Source organism: Serratia sp. S4, from assembly GCF_000347995.1.
Lineage (GTDB): Bacteria > Pseudomonadota > Gammaproteobacteria > Enterobacterales > Enterobacteriaceae > Serratia > Serratia quinivorans.
In genome coordinates, this window is the sequence record NZ_KB661120.1 from 1,059,631 (window position 1) to 1,076,949 (window position 17,319).

At 49.9% G+C, this 17,319-nt stretch carries 18 protein-coding genes; 13 read left to right on the plus strand and 5 right to left on the minus strand.

Translation table 11 applies throughout. The features are described from left to right. Window positions 1-41 precede the first annotated feature (41 nt). Window positions 42-737 carry an aquaporin Z gene (gene aqpZ, locus SERS4_RS0105585; protein ID WP_012005450.1) on the minus strand — a complete coding sequence of 232 codons (696 nt, stop codon included), beginning with the start codon at window positions 735-737 and terminating at the stop codon, window positions 42-44. A gap of 449 nt (window positions 738-1,186) precedes the next feature. Between aqpZ and SERS4_RS0105590 the strand changes: the two genes are divergently transcribed. Then, window positions 1,187-2,551 carry an esterase-like activity of phytase family protein gene (locus SERS4_RS0105590; protein WP_017891773.1) on the plus strand — a complete coding sequence of 455 codons (1,365 nt, stop codon included), beginning with the start codon at window positions 1,187-1,189 and terminating at the stop codon, window positions 2,549-2,551. A gap of 38 nt (window positions 2,552-2,589) precedes the next feature. On the opposite strand, the gene SERS4_RS0105595 is transcribed toward SERS4_RS0105590, so the two are convergent. After that, window positions 2,590-3,771: a low temperature requirement protein A gene (locus SERS4_RS0105595; protein WP_017891774.1), complete on the minus strand. Its 1,182-nt coding sequence runs from the start codon at window positions 3,769-3,771 to the stop codon at window positions 2,590-2,592. A gap of 309 nt (window positions 3,772-4,080) precedes the next feature. Between SERS4_RS0105595 and SERS4_RS0105600 the strand changes: the two genes are divergently transcribed. Together SERS4_RS0105600 and SERS4_RS0105610 are read left to right on the plus strand one after the other, a co-directional pair. Next, entirely contained in the window at window positions 4,081-4,365 is a 285-nt protein-coding gene (locus SERS4_RS0105600) for a DUF1471 domain-containing protein (protein WP_012005453.1), read from the plus strand. A 242-nt stretch (window positions 4,366-4,607) separates the two neighbouring features. After that, window positions 4,608-5,165, plus strand: coding sequence for a class I SAM-dependent methyltransferase (locus tag SERS4_RS0105610; protein ID WP_012005454.1), 558 nt, complete (start codon window positions 4,608-4,610; stop codon window positions 5,163-5,165). On the opposite strand, the gene SERS4_RS0105615 is transcribed toward SERS4_RS0105610, so the two are convergent. Further along, complete coding sequence (locus tag SERS4_RS0105615) at window positions 5,166-5,627, minus strand: GNAT family N-acetyltransferase (protein ID WP_017891776.1); 462 nt, start codon at window positions 5,625-5,627, stop codon at window positions 5,166-5,168. It lies immediately after the preceding gene. A 220-nt stretch (window positions 5,628-5,847) separates the two neighbouring features. Between SERS4_RS0105615 and SERS4_RS0105620 the strand changes: the two genes are divergently transcribed. The 4 genes from SERS4_RS0105620 (at window position 5,848) to aroL (ending at window position 10,328) form a co-directional block, all read left to right on the plus strand. Continuing rightward, window positions 5,848-6,963: an ABC transporter substrate-binding protein gene (locus SERS4_RS0105620; protein ID WP_017891777.1), complete on the plus strand. Its 1,116-nt coding sequence runs from the start codon at window positions 5,848-5,850 to the stop codon at window positions 6,961-6,963. Beyond that, the gene (locus tag SERS4_RS0105625) at window positions 6,956-9,079 is read left to right on the plus strand and encodes a TonB-dependent siderophore receptor (protein WP_017891778.1); all 2,124 of its coding nucleotides are present in this window, start codon (window positions 6,956-6,958) and stop codon (window positions 9,077-9,079) included. The genes SERS4_RS0105620 and SERS4_RS0105625 overlap by 8 nt, the downstream gene beginning before the upstream one ends. Before the next feature lie 89 nt (window positions 9,080-9,168). Further along, window positions 9,169-9,687, plus strand: coding sequence for a GNAT family N-acetyltransferase (locus SERS4_RS0105630; protein WP_017891779.1), 519 nt, complete (start codon window positions 9,169-9,171; stop codon window positions 9,685-9,687). Between the two features lie 116 nt (window positions 9,688-9,803). Then, on the plus strand, window positions 9,804-10,328 hold the full coding sequence (aroL, locus tag SERS4_RS0105635) for a shikimate kinase AroL (RefSeq protein ID WP_012005459.1): 525 nt from the start codon (window positions 9,804-9,806) through the stop codon (window positions 10,326-10,328). Between the two features lie 19 nt (window positions 10,329-10,347). Here aroL and SERS4_RS0105640 read toward each other — a convergent pair whose 3' ends face one another. Then, window positions 10,348-11,121, minus strand: coding sequence for an AraC family transcriptional regulator (locus tag SERS4_RS0105640; RefSeq protein ID WP_017891780.1), 774 nt, complete (start codon window positions 11,119-11,121; stop codon window positions 10,348-10,350). Between the two features lie 100 nt (window positions 11,122-11,221). On the opposite strand from SERS4_RS0105640, the gene SERS4_RS0105645 reads away from it, so the two are divergent. Beyond that, the gene (locus SERS4_RS0105645) at window positions 11,222-11,626 is read left to right on the plus strand and encodes a nuclear transport factor 2 family protein (RefSeq protein ID WP_012005461.1); all 405 of its coding nucleotides are present in this window, start codon (window positions 11,222-11,224) and stop codon (window positions 11,624-11,626) included. Between the two features lie 46 nt (window positions 11,627-11,672). Then, a complete protein-coding gene (locus SERS4_RS0105650; RefSeq protein WP_026142228.1) occupies window positions 11,673-11,873 on the plus strand; it encodes a YaiA family protein in 201 nt (66 codons plus the stop codon). Window positions 11,874-11,943: 70 nt separating this feature from the next. On the opposite strand, the gene SERS4_RS26725 is transcribed toward SERS4_RS0105650, so the two are convergent. Further along, window positions 11,944-12,597 carry a LuxR C-terminal-related transcriptional regulator gene (locus SERS4_RS26725; RefSeq protein WP_083906158.1) on the minus strand — a complete coding sequence of 218 codons (654 nt, stop codon included), beginning with the start codon at window positions 12,595-12,597 and terminating at the stop codon, window positions 11,944-11,946. A 252-nt stretch (window positions 12,598-12,849) separates the two neighbouring features. On the opposite strand from SERS4_RS26725, the gene SERS4_RS0105665 reads away from it, so the two are divergent. The 4 genes from SERS4_RS0105665 to SERS4_RS25670 all read left to right on the plus strand — a co-directional run bounded on the left by SERS4_RS0105665 (window position 12,850) and on the right by SERS4_RS25670 (window position 17,296). Further along, window positions 12,850-13,560 (plus strand): glycosyltransferase family 2 protein, encoded by a 711-nt coding sequence (locus SERS4_RS0105665; RefSeq protein ID WP_017891784.1) that lies wholly within the window; start codon window positions 12,850-12,852, stop codon window positions 13,558-13,560. Beyond that, window positions 13,557-14,210: an AAA family ATPase gene (locus SERS4_RS0105670; RefSeq protein WP_017891785.1), complete on the plus strand. Its 654-nt coding sequence runs from the start codon at window positions 13,557-13,559 to the stop codon at window positions 14,208-14,210. Before SERS4_RS0105665 ends, SERS4_RS0105670 begins: the two co-directional genes overlap by 4 nt. Continuing rightward, the gene (locus SERS4_RS0105675) at window positions 14,207-15,457 is read left to right on the plus strand and encodes a glycosyltransferase family 2 protein (protein WP_156816639.1); all 1,251 of its coding nucleotides are present in this window, start codon (window positions 14,207-14,209) and stop codon (window positions 15,455-15,457) included. Before SERS4_RS0105670 ends, SERS4_RS0105675 begins: the two co-directional genes overlap by 4 nt. Window positions 15,458-15,526: 69 nt before the next feature. After that, complete coding sequence (locus SERS4_RS25670) at window positions 15,527-17,296, plus strand: ABC transporter ATP-binding protein (RefSeq protein ID WP_017891787.1); 1,770 nt, start codon at window positions 15,527-15,529, stop codon at window positions 17,294-17,296. Window positions 17,297-17,319: the final 23 nt, after the last annotated feature.

Genomic DNA, 17,319 nt, shown 5'->3' on the forward strand with positions numbered 1-17,319 from the left:
GATATAGCGGCTGCCCTGACAGAATATTGCCAGGTAAGAAATTACTTCTTGTCTTCCAGCAGGCAGCGATAAATCAGGCCGCCGATAACACCGCCCACTAATGGCACCAGCCAGAATACCCATAGTTGTTGCAATGCCCAGGTTCCCTGGAATATTGCTACGCCGGTACTACGCGCCGGGTTAACGGAAGTATTGGTAACCGGAATACTGATCAGGTGGATCAGGGTTAACGTCAAACCAATGGCCAATGGAGCAAAGCCCGCAGGCGCACGTTTATCTGTGACACCATGAATAACGATCAGGAAGAATGCGGTCAGGACTAATTCGATTACGATTGCGGACTGCAGAGAATAGCCGCCCGGTGAGTGTTCACCGTAACCGTTGGAGGCAAAGCCGCCGCCGGTAGCGTCAAAACCTGCCTTGCCGCTGGCGATCAAATACAACACCGCCGCTGCAGCAATCCCGCCAATAACCTGAGCAATCACATAGGGGATCACGTCTTTAGCGGCGAAACGGCCGCCGGCAAACAATCCCACGGTAATCGCCGGGTTAAAGTGCCCGCCAGAAATATGGCCAACGGCATAAGCCATGGTGACCACGGTCAAACCAAAAGCGAGCGCGACACCAAGAAAACCAATACCCAGCTGTGGAAATGCCGCTGCTAATACTGCGCTACCACAACCACCGAACACCAACCAAAATGTGCCAAAAAATTCGGCAAAAAGTCGCTTTGACATAGACTCCATCCTACGGAAAATACTAACGGGCGTTAGCACTAAAAACTATAGAACACCTTTTTCAATTAATGCAGGTTTCTATCAGGATTATTCTTAATGAACCTTGAATAACGACAGATATTAAATCCCTGCCAATTAACTTTGTCTATGCGAATGCGGCTATATATGTGGCTTTGCAGTGCGTTTGCTGGTTTTTTTATCGCTGTTATAAGAATTTACCCTAAGCTTAAGCGGTATAGGTATTTCTGGCGGAAAATAGCCATGGCTATTTTCGATTTCTCATATGATTTTTCCATTGAGTTTATCAGGGTTAATTGTTAATTCCTATTTGCTATATTTAATTTTCACGAAAATTCAGGGCATTAGGTCTGTCTTGTCATCAAATCGTCATGCAGGACTAATACCTTAGCAAGCTGCCAACTTCATCCCCTTAACTCTGAGCCATAACCATGAAAATAAAATCGGTTTCGCTGTTAATCAGTTCGTTGTTCCCTCTGTTTTCTTATGCCGCCACCGACGTTGAGGTGGCGCGCTACGTGGTTAGCTTTCCCGGCGGCGAACATGTGAGCTATCAAGGCGCATTCGCCAGGAATTTCCCACAGGGGTTGCCTGTAGGCATTGGTTCGGGCCTGGTATTCAATGGCCGTGAAGGCCAGGATCTGCTGCTGACCACCCTGACCGATCGCGGCCCCAATGCTGACGCACCAGCGGTGGGTGAACAGGAAGCTAAAATTTTTGCCAACCCGGAGTTTGTTCCGTTGTTGATGGATATTCGCGTCGGCGGCGGCAAGGCCGTTGCCGGCAATTCACGCCCGTTGCATGACCAGCAAGGGCCGATCAGCGGGTTGCCGCTGCCGGCGGGCCTGATTGGTTCCACCAACGAAGTGGCGCTGAGCGATACGCTGAAAACCTTGCAGGGCGATCGGCGCGGGCTGGATACCGAAGGTATCACTGCGGACGGCAAGGGCGGTTACTGGTTGTGTGACGAATACGGCCCTTTCCTGATCCATATCGACAGCCAGGGCAAAATCCTTGCCAAATATGGCCCAACGGCGGAACAGGGCGAGCAGGCGGTGGCCGGTGGGTTGCCGAATATCATCAAGTGGCGCCAGCCGAATCGCGGCTTTGAGGGCATTACCCGGATGCCGGACGGACGGATTTTAGCGGCGGTACAGAGCACGCTCGACGTTGAGGGTAAAAGCAAGAACAAGGCGCAGTTCACCCGTCTGGTCAGTTTTGATCCCGCCAGCGGTAAAACGGCGATGTACGGCTATCCGATCGATATCGACAGCTATAAAAAGGCCAAAGACGCCAAGGTCGGCGACATTGTGGCGGTCGATGATCAGCACATCCTGTTGGTTGAGCAGGGCAGCGACAAAGACAAGCAGATGATCAACAAGATCTACCTGGTTGATCTCAGCCAGGCAACCGACCTGACGAATTTTGACGGCAAGGGCAAGGCGTTGGAATTTGACGATGCGAAAGATCTCGCCAAACGTGGCGTGAAATTGGCCCAGAAGCGTGAAGTGGTGGATCTGCGCAAATTGGGCTGGCAGCAGGAGAAAGTGGAAGGTTTGTCGTTGATTGACGATCGCACATTAGTCGTCATCAACGATAATGACTTTGGTCTGCAGGCCAAGCTGGTAGACGCGCAACCGGAAGGGAAGAAAATCGGCGATTATCAGTTGGATCAACAGGGCAAGCTGAGCCTGGATGGCAAAACCGTCTCGACCCGTATCGAATTGCAGCCGCTGGAAAAACCGGAGTCGCTCAGCGAACTCTGGGTCTTGACGTTGCCGCAATCGCTGAAGTAAACATCACGGCCGGGGGCGAGGCCCCCGGTCTTTCTTCCTTATATGATAGCGTCGCGGTTAGCCTGTGACGCTTTGCCACGCGAGATGCTTTCCCATACCGCCACGGCCACCATAATCAGCGTGGTCAGGCCGTTCACCATCAATAAATCTGTGAGATAGGCAATCGGTGCCAGCACCGCCAGCGCGATCAGCCCCAGTAAGTGCGACAGCGGGAAACGGCGATACACCAGTCTCTTGTACAGCGCATTGGCGAGCAGATAAATTGCCGGGCCCAGCAGTAGCACCGCTGCCGTCACGTTATTGATGTGGCCGTCAGGGTGGGCGATCACCAGTTCATTGGCGACGGCGCAGACGATGATCGCACCCACCAGTACCACATGGACATAATGGAAATAGGCACCCAACTGGCCAGGGTTTGCTGCCTGACTGATGGCATGGCTGCCGGCTTTGCTGCTGGTATCGAAATAAACCCACCACATCGCCAGACTGCCGAGAAAGGCCACCACTGACGCAATCAGCACCGGCGCTGTCCAGGACTCCATTTCGCTGAGGGTGGAACCGGTGATCAGAATGGTTTCCCCCAGTGCCACAATGACAAACAGTTGGCAGCGCTCTGCCAGGTGATGGCCTTCAATCGTCCATTCGCTGCTGCTGTCGGAACGGCCAAGCACCGGTAAGCGGAAACCGAACATCGGCGAAACGTATTCACACAGGACCGCCACGGCCCACAGCAGCAGTCGATGGTTGCCCTCCGTCAGGCCACCGAGGATCCAGAAAATCGCCGAGATGCACATCCAGCCGAGAATGCGCTGGAAGTTTTGTTTTAGCGGATGGTGGGCCGGTAATAGATTCAGGACTACCAGTGAACGGCCAACCTGGATTGCCACGTAAAATAGTGCGAACGTCAGTCCTCGTTCACCAAATGCCTGCGGCAGCGCGGATGAGGCGAACAACCCCAATAGCATGATGGCGAACAGCAGGATGCGAATCGGGCGAGTATCCGGGTTAAACCAGTTAGTGACCCAGGCCGTGTATTGCCACGCCAACCAGACGGCGAACCATAACAACAGGGTTTCCAGCGCACCGGTTAACGTCAGATGGTGCAGCAGATAGTGGGAAAGTTGGGTAACGGCAAAAACGTAGATCAGATCGAACAACAGTTCCGAGAAAGAAACCGAGGCCCCATGGCCATCGCGTACACGTAGTAAGGTTTGTGACATAGAGAGTCCTTCCAAAATGGTAACCTTCAGCAATAGCGTAGTTCAGCCACCTGCGGGTGGGAGAGAAATCTTAAAAGTGAGGTTTTTATCTTTTGATTGACCAAACGGACTTTTAATTGTCATCCGCCGGGAGTAGAGTCGCTGTGTAGACCGCTATTATTCCCTGTAAGACATATCTGCACTCACCTTCTCCTTATTTTCGTCACAATGATTGATGTTCTTTACATTGGATTACGTCCATTTTCACTGCCTGGCGGATAATTAACTCCACTGATACGACGAAATAAACAAAAACACCTGGAGTTAATCATGAAACTATTACCTGGCATCGCAGCAGTTCTGTTGGCAGCCGCTTCGTTTTCTTCTTTTGCAGCGCCGCTGTCATCGGTAAAACAGGTCAATACTGAACAAGCCAGTGGCCTGCAGAGCCTTGGCGTAGTATCGGTTTCCGGTGTCAGTGGTTCACCGGCTGATGCGGTTCACGCGCTGAAAGAAAAAGCTCAGGCCGATGGCGCCAGCCACCTGCGTATTATTGGGCTGGACACCCCGGGGGATTCCAGCAACTGGCGTGGTAATGCGGAAATTTACCGGTAATTATCAGGCAGTAAATTAAAATCGGTCACTTAAATAAGTGGCCGATAAAATAAACGGTTGTGGATAATAATCTGACCGGCAAGGCCATTATTGGCTAACCCGATGATCATTATCCGCAGCCGTTTTTTTTCGGTTGTCAGTTGCATTTTATTACAACTGTGTCGGTGGTTTTAGGACACATGTTAATGAATACTTAAGGAATTGAGTTCAGATTGGTGGCTACTCAACCTAAGGAGGCCCCAATGTTAAATGCGACACGGCTGCAACTGAAGAACCACTTTTCCTATCTCCAGCAGTTTATGGCTTCGCCACGCACCATTGGCACCCTGGCGCCTTCTTCCCCCTGGCTGTGCCAGGCGATGCTCAATCAGATTGAATGGACAGGCGCATTGTCGATCGCGGAGCTGGGTGCAGCGGACGGCGTGCTGACCAAGCGCATATTGGGGCGCATGCGCGCCGATGCTTCGCTGGAAGCTTTTGAAATTCAATCAAACTTTGTCCATCAATTGCGGAAAATCGACGATCGCCGCCTGCAGGTAATGGACCGGTCGGCGGAACAGATGGCTCGCGATTATGACGTGGTGTTCTCCTGCCTGCCGCTGCTGTCCATTCCGCTTAAAATCAGCATCCGTATTTTGCAGCAGGCGCAGCAGTGCCTGCGTGCACGCAATGGCACGCTGGTACTGTTCCAGTACAGTCACCTGTCGGAAAAATTACTGTCCCGCTACTTCCACTGGAAACGACTGCGGGTAGTGCGTAACTTCCCGCCGGCGCTGGTGTACGTCTGTACTCCGCGTTAGCTAAAGCCTTTTCTCCATCACCACCACCTGGCCATCATATTGCTGCCGACGTTCGATAGTTTGCCAGCCCCAACCCGTATATAGCGGCTCTGATTTATCAGTGATCAGGTGCAATACGGGATGGTTGCGTTGGCGTGCCAGTTGGACAATGGCGGCCTCCAGGCGCTGTGCAATGCCCTGACGGCGATGGTCAGGATGAACAAACACCCCAGCCAGCCAGGGGGAAAGGTCCATCCGGTGATGATCGTCACTCGGCCACAGGCTGGCCATGCCCAGCGGGCGTCCGTCTTCAATCATCAACAAGGTGGTGTAGTCTTCACTCGGTTGCGCACATTGGGCAAAGCGTTGACGCGTGCGTTCCAGAGAACCGCCGCGCTGCGAACCCCATTGGCCAAAGGCCCATGCGGCACAAACGTCGCTAAACTCTGGGCACTCGGTCAGTGGAATAATCTGTTGAGTCATCTCCGCCCCTCCTTTTAATTATCGGCCAATCTGGCTCACCCGCTAGCGGATTATCGACCGCTTTTTTAACTTAATAAAACCGCATTTATAGCGGTTTTGCACGCATCAGTGACGAAACTGCGTAATTCAGCGGATTTGACTCGCTCTTTGCTTGTTGTGATTGAAAGTGCTAATGAGAGTGATTATCATGCGCGCATATTTTGGCTAATCCGGCTCACTGATGCGCAATTCCCTCATTTTTCTGCTGCTTTCCCTGCTGTTCGGCTTTTTTGGCGTTCAGGCAAAAATGGTCACTGACATTACGGGGCGTCAGGTTGAGGTGCCGGACAATCCGCAGCGTATTGTGCTGGGCGAGAGCCGCATGTTGTATACCCTGGCGCTGCTCGAACCGGGAAACCCCGCCCAACGTATCGTTGGCTGGCCGGAAGATATGGCGCGTTTCGATGCGCAAAGCTGGCAACTCTATACGCAGAAATTTCCGCAGATCAAAGCGATCCCCTCTATCAGCAAGGGCAATTTCCGCCAGGTAAATATTGAAAACCTGATCCGCTTGAAGCCGGACTTAGTGATCCTCGCGCGCTATGCGCGGGAAGAGGGTGACAGTGATTTATTGCTGAGTGCGTTGAGCAAGGCCGGCATTGCGGTGATCTACGTCGATTTACGGGTCGATCTGCTGAATAACACCGTGCCTAGCGTCCGCCTGTTGGGCGAAGTGCTTAACCGTCAGCAGCGCGCAGAGCAGTTCATCAACTTCTATCAACAGCATATGGCGGTGATCCAGCAGCGGCTGGCCGGTTATCAGGGGCCGAAACCCAAGGTGATGTTGCACCTGCACCTCGGGCGGCGCGAAACCTGCTGCACCACGGCGGCCCATGGCAACCTCGGTGACTTGCTGACCTTTGCCGGCGGCGACAATATTGCCAACGCCAGCATCAAAGGCGTCTACGGTGAGCTGAACCCGGAAACCATTCTGACCGCCAATCCTGACATCTACATCGCCACCGGCATGGCCGGGCCGCAGGGCAAGCATTTTTCCGATCTGCGCCTTGGGCCGCTGGTCACCCAGCAGGAAGCCGATGAGAGCTTTAGCCGGGTGATGCAAAAACAACCGATGCTCGCCAACCTGAAAGCCATAAAAAATCACCAGGCCTGGAGCATATGGCACAACTTTTATCTCAGCCCTTATCACGTTGTCGCGGTTGAGATGTTCGCCAAAACCTTCTATCCGGATCTGTTTGCAGACATCAACCCGCAGCAGACCTTTAAGCAGTTATATCAACAATTTTTGCCGTTACCTTTTTCAGGGACCTATTGGAGTCAGTTAAATAATGAATAACACCCAACGTGGCTGGTGGTGTGCACTGCCTCTGGCGGCCTGCGCCTCTGTACCGGCGATCGGTGCCGACAAAACCGCAGAGAAGGGGGAAACCCTGCTGGTGGTTGGCCAGGCGCAGGCCGATGGCGTACAAAGCTATCAGCCGCTGACCAGCGTGACCGGCACCCGCACGGAAACCAGCCTGCTGGACGTGCCGCAGGCTATCGATGTGGTGCCGCAGCAGGTGATTACCGATCAGGCGGTCAGCAGCCTGGATGAGGCGCTGTATAACGTCAGCGGCATCACCCAGGCGAATACGTTGGGGGGAACTCAGGACGCGGTGATGAAACGTGGCTTTGGCGATAACCGCGACGGCTCAATTCTGCGCGATGGCGTGCGCTCGGTGCAGGCACGCAACTTTACCCCAACCACCGAACGGGTTGAGGTGCTGAAAGGCCCGGCCTCGATGTTGTACGGCATGGGTGAACCGGGCGGGATGATCAATATGATCACCAAAAAGCCGCAGTTGCAGCAGCATACCCATGTGGAAGGCTGGGGCAGCAGCTTCAAGGGCGGTGGCGGCCAGTTGGACGTTACCGGGCCGCTGGGGACTTCAGGATTCGCCTATCGGATGATTGTCGATCACGACGAGACCGACTACTGGCGTAACTTTGGCCGCAACCGCCAAACGGTGATTGCGCCGTCGCTGATGTGGTTCGGCGAGAGCACCACGGTGCGCGTTGCCTACGAGCATATGGAGTATTTGGTGTCGTTCGATCGCGGTACCATCATCGATTCGCGAACCGGCAAACCGGTGAATACGCCGCGCGATCGTCGCTTCGACGAAAGCTATAACGCCACGCGCGGCGATCAGGACAGCGTTACCCTGCAGGTTGATCAGGTGTTGAACGAGAGCTGGAAAAGCTCACTGACCTACGCCTACAGTCGCAACAGCTACAGCGACAACCAGGCACGTGCGTTGGCTCTGGATCCTGAAACCGGCGTGCTGTCGCGCCAGGCCGACTCCACCGCCCATGCGGTCAGCCATGCCAACGCGGTGCAGTTGACGCTCAACGGTGACGTCGACTGGGGCAGCATCAACCACCAAATGCTGTTCGGCTTTGATTTTGAAGATAATCGCACCTATCGCGGCAATATGATCCGCGGCAAGAAGAACAGTGATTTCAATATCTACAACCCTGTTTACGGCCAGATGCCCACCTCGAACGCCGTCAGCGCCAAAGACAGCGATCAGCGTGAAAACCTCACCAGCTACGGCTGGTTTATGCAGGACTCCGTGCAGCTGACCGATAAATGGCTGGTGATGGGCGGACTGCGTTACGACGCCTTTGACGTGTTTGCCGGCAAAGGGCGGCCGTTTGTCACCAATACCGACAGCTCCGATGGCAAACTGGTGCCCCGCGCCGGGGTGGTCTACAAGTTGACGCCGTATGTGTCGCTGTACAGCAGCTATACCGAGTCTTTCAAACCAAACTCTTCCATCGCCAGCCAGATTGGTTCGCTACCGCCGGAACAGGGCAAGGCCTGGGAAATGGGCAGCAAGGTTGAGTTGCCGAACGGTGTCACCGGGACCCTGGCCTTGTTCGATATCACCAAACGCAACGTGATGGTCAGCGAACTGGTGAATGGCGAAACCGTGACCCGCACCGCCGGGCGCGTGCGCTCGCAAGGGGTGGAGCTGGATGTCGCAGGCAATATTACCGACTCGCTGAGCCTGATCGGTTCTTATGCCTATACCGATGCGCGGGTGGTGGACGACCCGGACAACAAGGGCAAGGAAATGACCAACGTGGCGCGCCACACGGCTTCACTGTTCCTGACGCAGGATTTGGGTTCCCCAGGGCTATACAGCGGAGACAACCTGCGCATGGGAGCCGGTGCGCGTTATGTGGGCCGCCGCCCTGGCGATGCTGCCAACAGTTTTAATCTTGATAATTACACCGTCGCCGATGCCTTCGCCGCTTACATCATGCCGGTCAATGGCTACCGGGTGAAATGGCAGTTGAACGTGAAGAACCTGTTCGACAAAACCTATTATCCTTCCAGCGGCGGCAATTTGCGTGTGGCGGTGGGGGAACCACGTGAAGTGGTGCTGCGTGCCAGCGTCGACTTCTAATTTGGTGGGCTGGGAAGCCAGTCCGGCGGCGGGTATCTGCCGTCGGATAAATCTGGTTAAATAGCCGGCCTGTTGTTAAGGAGGATCCGATGAGCCTGAAAATTCGTTTGGCGCAACTGCAGGATATTGCTCAACTGATCGCCGTCGAACGCTCGGCTGCGCAGTTATTTCATCAACAACCGGCCTGGGCTTTTATTGCCGAAGGCCCGGTGATGGATGCGCAGCAGCATACTGATTTTATTCAGCGGCGGCAGGAATGGCTGGCGGAAAGCACCGCGGGTGAGGCGGCCGGGTTTATCGCGGTGATGGCGCAACAGCAGGATTGGCATATCGCTGAACTGTCGGTTGCCGCCAACTGGCAACGTCAGGGCATTGGACGTCGGTTGATTGCCGAGGTCGCAGCACAGGGCGGGTTGCAGGGGGCGCAGCGCCTGACGCTGACCACCTTTATTGATGTGCCCTGGAATGCACCCTATTACCAACGGCTGGGTTTCCGGCCGATAGCCCCTGAGCGGCTCAGTGCATCATTGAGCTCTCGGTTGGCGCAGGAGGTGGCGGATGGCTTCGCCGTCGGCAGTCGCTGTGCCATGGAATTTACACTATCGTAAATATTGAAATACAGAGTGATGGCGGTATGATGCAGCAACCACGCCATCGCAGGATTTAGCACGCCGGGTTCTGGCGAGCAAATGCACTCAAGTCACCGTATAAGGGACAACCCGTAATGACACAAACCATTTTCATGGTAGGCGCGCGCGGAGCCGGTAAAACCACGGTGGGCAGCGCACTGGCGCTGGCGCTGGGCTATCAATTCATCGATACCGATCTGTTTATGCAGCAGACCACGCAGATGAGCGTGGCGGAAATGGTCGAACAAGAAGGCTGGCTGGGATTTCGCCGCCGTGAAAGCATTGCTCTGCAAACGGTCACTCAACCGTCAACTGTAGTTGCCACTGGTGGTGGTGCGATCCTGGCGGAGGAGAACCGCCGCTTTATGCGTCAGCACGGCAAGGTCATCTATCTGCGTTCACCCGCCGAAGTGTTGGCACAGCGGTTGGAAGAGTACCCGCAAGATACACAGCGCCCTACGCTGACCGGCCGTCCGATTGCCGAAGAAATGCTGGAGGTGCTGGCCGCGCGTGAAGCGCTGTATCAGGAGGCCGCTCACTACGTGATGGACGGCACCGGTGGCCCGCAACAGGTGGTTGAGCAGATCCTCTCCGCCCTGCAGTTGGAAACGGTAAAATAAGCTCTCTCTTGGGGCACCGTCAATTGCGCCTGGCGGCTGCCTCGTTTTTCTCCCGAACATGAGTCTCGCGATGAACAAAATACAACCCCGGTGTGGTACCAAAACGCTGACGGAAAGCGGCAATGTAGGCGCTGACATTGTCATAACCGCAGTCGCCGGCAATCTGATTGACGGCTTCACCGCGTGACAATGGCTCCAGCGAACGGAGCACCCGGGCCTGCTGGCGCCAGCGGGCGAAAGTCACGCCGGTTTCGCTGATGAAATGCCGGCTCAGGGTGCGGACGCTCAGCCCGGCCCAGGCGGCCCATTCACTCTGGCTGCGTTCGCTGGCCGGCTCATTGAGTAACGCACGGGCGATTTTCAGCAGTCGTGCGTCCTGCGGCAGAGGCAGTTGTAACGGAGTATTTTCCTGCGCGCACATCTCATCGAGCAATACCTGTAGTAGTCGCCGTTGCGGCGCGTTCAGTCTTTGGCCTGCGAATTGTGCAAGGCGTTCCACCAACGCCAAAATCAACCCGGAAGCCGTGCTCAAATGAGGTTGTTTCGGCAGATCTGCACATAGGGATCCAGGCAGATACAGGCTCCAGCCGGCGACGTTGCCACAGGCCAATGCCTGGTGCGCGCAGTTCGCTGGCAGCCAGCCGATACTGCCGGCGGTCATTGCCCATTGTTGCTCCTGAGTTTCCAGCGCAATCATGCCGTGGGTTAATAAATAGAGCTGTCCGCGGGTATGTTGATGCCAGGGCGTTAAGTGCTTTTTTTCATGCCACAGTCGTTCGCTTTGCAGGATCATCTTGATTGGCCGATTTACCGTATTGAATGTCCAGTTGCGGTTATTATGCCATTCTCTGCCTGATCTATGATCTCCTCAACGTTTAATTTTGGAGATAAAAATGAGCCTGCAAACCCCAACCGCCCTGGTGCTCGAGGCCCTGCAACGGGTCGTCGCGGCACCACAACACCAGCCGCTGCTGATTGCTGAGTTTTTCAGTGAAGATTACCTCCAGCAGGTGGACGGCAACACGCTGGATTACGCCCACTTCATGCAGCATATGGCGTTACTGAAACAACTCACCCGCAGCATGACGCTGGAGATAGTCGCCGTAGCCGGGCAGGGGGATTCGGTACTGACCCACCACCAGGTTCGGGTGGAAAAGCGTGACGGAAGCCGCAGCCTGGTTAAGGTATTGGCACATTTCACCGTGCGTGACGGCAAGATCTGCGCCTGCGATGAGCTGACGCAGCTGCTGGAAGGCGAACACGGCGATCGCGATTTGGGGTCACGCGTGTCGGTATAGATACCGCTGCTATACTTAAACTTGTGGAATCACACGGGAGATCAGCATGCGCGAAAATAACCGACCTGGCTATCCGAGAACTGCCCGAGTGGTCGCCGTTGACCGGGGCGATCCAAGCTTGCATATGCACCGTTTTGAGGTGCGCACCGATGATATTGAGCCCAATACGCTACTCAGTGAGCATCCTACCGAGCAGGAAGCGCTCGATGCCAAGCATCGTTATGAAGATCCGGCGCTGGAAGATTAAATAATATCCCTCTGAAACCGGCATCAGGCCGGTTTCTTGTTTTGGCCGCCATAAATGCATTAGATCAGGCCTAGAGTAATCCCTGTACTCTTAAGCAGAGTAACTCATGGGTATTTTTTATGCCGAGTTTATCCATCGCCGTTCGTCTTTGTGTATATATCGTTTTGACATTAACCCCTCTCTGGCGTGCCAGCGTTGCTATGGGCATTCCTTTTAGCGTGGCCAATACTACTTGCCGTTCTTTTTCTGTCAGTATTGTCAGCGGCATGTTTTTTTTCGTTGGTTGTTCTTTTTTTTGTATCATCCAGGAAAAGAGCTCGTTCAATAATACGGAAGTTGGCTGAAGAATACTGAATGTGGCAGGTGAATCCATTTTTATTGCCAGACTGCGGCTATGCATCGTTCTGGGATCGATTAATAATGCTGGATAACAATTTTGAGCGCGGTATACGCGTCGGTACAGCAACGAAAGATTGTGCAAAAAGGGTAAGTTCTTGGTGCTGGCATGAAACAATATAAAATCATGTTCTTCTTCTATGTTTTTTATGAATTCAATGGGGGATGAGTAAGAACGGAAATGTTCAACATGAGGAACCAATAAATCGCTCAACCCATAACAAGTTAATTTACAGTTGCTAATTATAGACAGTCGGCATCGTATCCTATGATTGCTATCATGAAGTGTGTTTTTTAATTCATTGTCAGAATTTAATTTTTCATTCATTTTCTTGGTTATTATTTGTTTTGGTGAATTGCGAATTAAAACAATTATCGTGATTTTTTTATATCAGGTAAAAGACTTATTTGCGCATTATTTTTAAGGGATCTCAGGTGATTACCTGATATCTGTAACGTTGTCATGCAGATAATATTCCATGCTGTTCTGATGTGTGTTTTTAAACTTTAGTTTAGGTGGTATTTATAAAGTGTTATGCATCAGGAAATATTAATTAAATGTAAATGGGATCAGAATAGCATGGTTATTGATGTTGTAGTGCCAGTTTTTAATCAAATGGAAAAAACGACCATTTTTGTAAATTCACTGGCTGATCAAATTGAGAGTAGATTGATTATCGTTGATAACGGAAGTGATGAAGATATGCAGTTGTATCTCAATAGCCTTGACGCAACTTTGATCACAAATGAATTCAATATCGGATATACCAAGGGAATGAATCAGGGACTATTACAGGTGGAAAATGATTGTGTTCTTTTTGCCAATAATGACGTAATACTTCCAGCTAACGTACTACAACGTATGCTGGAACATTTAAATAAATATGACATAATAGCCCCATTAACCAATATGGCTTCAGTACCAGATGATGGTGAAAATCCACTACTGATTGGTTTTGATCCGCTGGTCGACGATCTGGAAAAATTTAGTGAAGCTATTTATGTTAAGAACCATATGCGTTCTATATCAATTTCCAGTGCTTATGGCCATTGTTTATTGATGAAGCGTGAGGTTTTAGAAAAAGTTGGGTTATTGGATGAATCTTTTGAGTCTGGTTATCATACTGATGATGATTTTTGTCGTAGAGCGCTAGAATTTAATTTTAAAATAGGGCTGGCACTTGATTGTTTTGTTTTCCATTTCTGCCACTCAACCTTTTCCTCTTTGGGTATCGACTCTAAAAGTGAGATAAAAAAATCTAAACTTATTTTTGAGGGAAAATTCAAATGATTTTTATCGAAGGATTACCCTGTGCCGGAAAAAGTTTATTGGTTAATGCTCTGGCAGAACAGGGCGATTCAGTTTGTTTCGAGTTAGGAAAGGTACTCAGTAGGGAGGATTTTCCTGGTAATGGAAAATCCCTTGATGAGGTAGAGAGAATTAATAATTGGTTTATAAGTAGGGAGGCGGAAAGGATGAATGATAATAAATTAATTTTCTACGATCGCTCTTACTTTACACATCTTTGTTATGCCTATGCTTACAGCCGATGGGCATCACTTGATATTTTTGAGTCGACAGTCAGGATGTATGCAGACAAGATCGCAGATGGCAGTTTACCCAAACCAGAATGTGTAATTTATGTCGACATTAGCAGTGTAGAGTCTATTGTTAGACAGAAAAAAAAGATTGCCAATCGTATAACTAAGGGGTTGCCTGAGTTTTGGCGCTGTGAGAGTTTCTTGAATGACACTCTCTATGCTTACCAACATTTATTCACATCGATTATCGGAATTCCGCTGCTTGTTATTGACGCTAAATTAAAAACGGAAGAAAAGGTTAGTCAATTGAAACAATGGCTTGTGAACTGTCCAGGTTCGCAGAATGGGAATGTTGATTGTAATGTTTTTATTGATAAAGTCAGATGTGGAGAAAAATGATGGTTTTAATTGTTGGCTTTGTTTTTATATCGGTCTGCACTCTTCTTATTATCAATATCCGGCAGTACAGTAACATAAAAAAGAGTAGGGAGTTTATTGCTGATGAATCTAGGAATTTATTGCTTGCAAAAAAAACAAACCGAATTGTTATTTTGATTCCTGTTATGGATGAGTGTTCTGTTATCGATGGGACGACAAAGTATTTCAAACAAATTTTGGCATCCTATCCTAAGAGTATGTTGGTATTTGTGACTACTCAAAAAGAAGGGGACAGAAATAAAAATAAAACATATAAAAAAATACAGCCATATTTATCAGAGGAGGTTTTAATTATTCATTATCCATTTACTACGGGTAACAAAGCTAGTCAGATAAACTACGCCGTAAGGCGTTTAAATTCCATGTTAAATACTGATGATATTGAAACATATTATGGGGTTTTTGACGCGGACTCACGACCCGATCCACGTGGACTGAATTATGTCTCCCAAGATGTTCACAGGGAGGAAATCTATCAAATGCCGCCAGTCTATTCGACAAATTTCAATGAGCTATCTCTTCTGGGAAAGGCATCCGCGATCTTCCAAACTCGGTGGATGATGAGTCATGAATTACCAGCCTTATTGAAAAATTACCGTAAGCAAAAACCGATTCTTTTATCTTATTGTATCGGACATGGTTTGTTTATTCGAAGACAGTACCTTGAAAATAATCCTTTTCCTACAGAAACAGTAACGGAAGACTTGTTATTTGGTTATAAGGCTGTTTTGGGTAAAGTTTATGTAAAGCCTTTACCTTATTTTGATTATTGTTCGTCTGTTCCCCGGTTAGCTATAGCGGTGCGACAATCTGCTCGTTGGCATGCGGGAGATTTATCTTCAATAATGATATTGATGCGTTCCAGATCTAAAGTGAAAAATAAAAAACGTTTTCTTTTACTAGGGAAGCGTGTTTTTCAGATGTTGCAATGGCCTTTTGGTCCGATATTAACTATTTTAGCAATAGGAATATCATTTTCTTTTGAATGGTGGCCAGCTGTTGTTCTCATGCTGGTGTTGACTTATTGGTACGTGGTGTTATTACACAAACCAATACTTGATGTTTTTTTTAAAGCTAATGCTAGTTCATCAAGTATTTATATTGCGCTTTTAATAAAAAGCTTTATTAACTGTGTTGGCGCTGTTTATAGTTATTTTTTAATGGCTAATCCAAAAGTTGATTTGTGGTTTAAAACTCCAAGAGAGTGATTTGTTTTAGAACAAAGAGCGATTGTTATCGGTGTTGTTCTGAAATTTTATTTAGTAAGTGGTGATTATATGAGTGATAAAAAAGAATTTTCAGATAACTCCTCCTTAAAAAAGACATTTTCATTTGTTTTTAGGCAATGGGCCGAGAGGCCGTGGCGGATAGGGACGATTGTAGTAATAGCGATGCTCTCTGCGTTAAGCGATATTCTCATGCCATTATTTGCTGCTGATTTTGTCAACGTATTGACTGCGGGAGATAGTCCAACGACAGCTTTTTACATGATGATTGGATTGGGCGTGTCCGGTGTTTTTTTACGCCAATGCCTTAATGTAAATATTGCATCATTGACGCTGACGATGATGAGTTTAGCCGGGGGGCGTGCTTTTAAGCAAATACAGTCATTTACTACTGATTGGCATGCGAATGGTTTCGCCGGCTCGACGGTTAGACAAATAACTCGTGGCATGTGGGCTTTGGTCTCCTTTAATGAAACACTATTGGCAGGCTTGTTACCTATTGGAGTTATGTTGATCGGCAGTACTATTACTGTAGGGTTACATTGGCCTGTCGCTGGCGGTGTTTTTGCCGTAGGAGTGGCTTTATTTAGCGTGGTGACCGTGATTCTGACAGTGCTTTATGTTGCACCCGTTGCACGTAAGGGCAACGCCTGGGACAGCCGCATCGGCGGAGCCTTGGCCGATGCTTTAAGCTGTAATGCAGTAGTAAAAGCATTTGGTGCAGAAGTACGAGAAGAAGAGAGGCTCTCAAAGATCATGGCCCTTTGGCGTCACCACACTTCGTGGGCCTGGATGCGCAGCAATGTTAACGGCGGTGTACAAGACTTAATGCTGGTTGCATTGCAAACCATGATACTGGGGCTGTTATTGCTACTGTGGAAGCGCGGTCTGATTAATGTCGGGGACATCACATTTATGCTGACGACCCTTTTTATGTTGCAAGGTTATCTGCGGCGGATAGGGAGCAATTTTCGTCATCTCCAACGGTCGGTGAATGAGTTGGAGGCATTGGTTGGATTCGAATATTCCCCTACTGAACAATCCGAACAATATGCGGCTGTACATGCGGAGATTAAACGCGGTGAGATTTGTTTTTCTGAGGTGAATTTCAGTTACTGTGCTGCTGATTCAGTACCTCTTTATCAACATCTTAGTGTGATGATTACGCCTGGTGAGCGGGTTGGTCTGGTCGGATATTCAGGGTCGGGGAAATCGACGTTCGTTAGGTTGATCCAGCGACTCTATGAGATTCAAAGTGGGAAAATAACTATTGATGGCCAAGATATCGCTCAAATGCAATTGGCTTCCTTGCGAAGTCAAATCGCCATCGTTCCTCAGGAACCGCTATTATTCCACCGTTCTCTAGCTGAAAATATTGCTTATGCCAAGCCAGATGCTAGCCATGATGAAATAGTGACTGCGGCGAAGTTAGCTGGAATTCACGAGTTAATTAGCCACTTACCCGAAGGGTATGAGACGCAAGTGGGTGAGCGTGGAGTCAAATTATCAGGGGGAGAGCGTCAGCGCGTGGCAATAGCGCGCGCTTTCCTGTTGGATGCACCTTTATTGATTCTTGATGAAGCCACCTCAAGTTTAGACAGTGAAAGTGAAACTCACATACAACAGTCAATGGATATGCTGATGCTCAACAGAACTACTTTGGTGATTGCTCATCGTCTTTCCACTTTATCCAAGATGGATAGAATCTTGGTTTTCGATAATGGTCGGATTGTTGAGCAAGGTTCTCATGACAAACTCATACTACAGCATGGCGGACTTTATAAAAAATTATTTGAATATCAGAAATTTGTGGATAAATAGAATTCGTATTCTTGGTTTTTTTA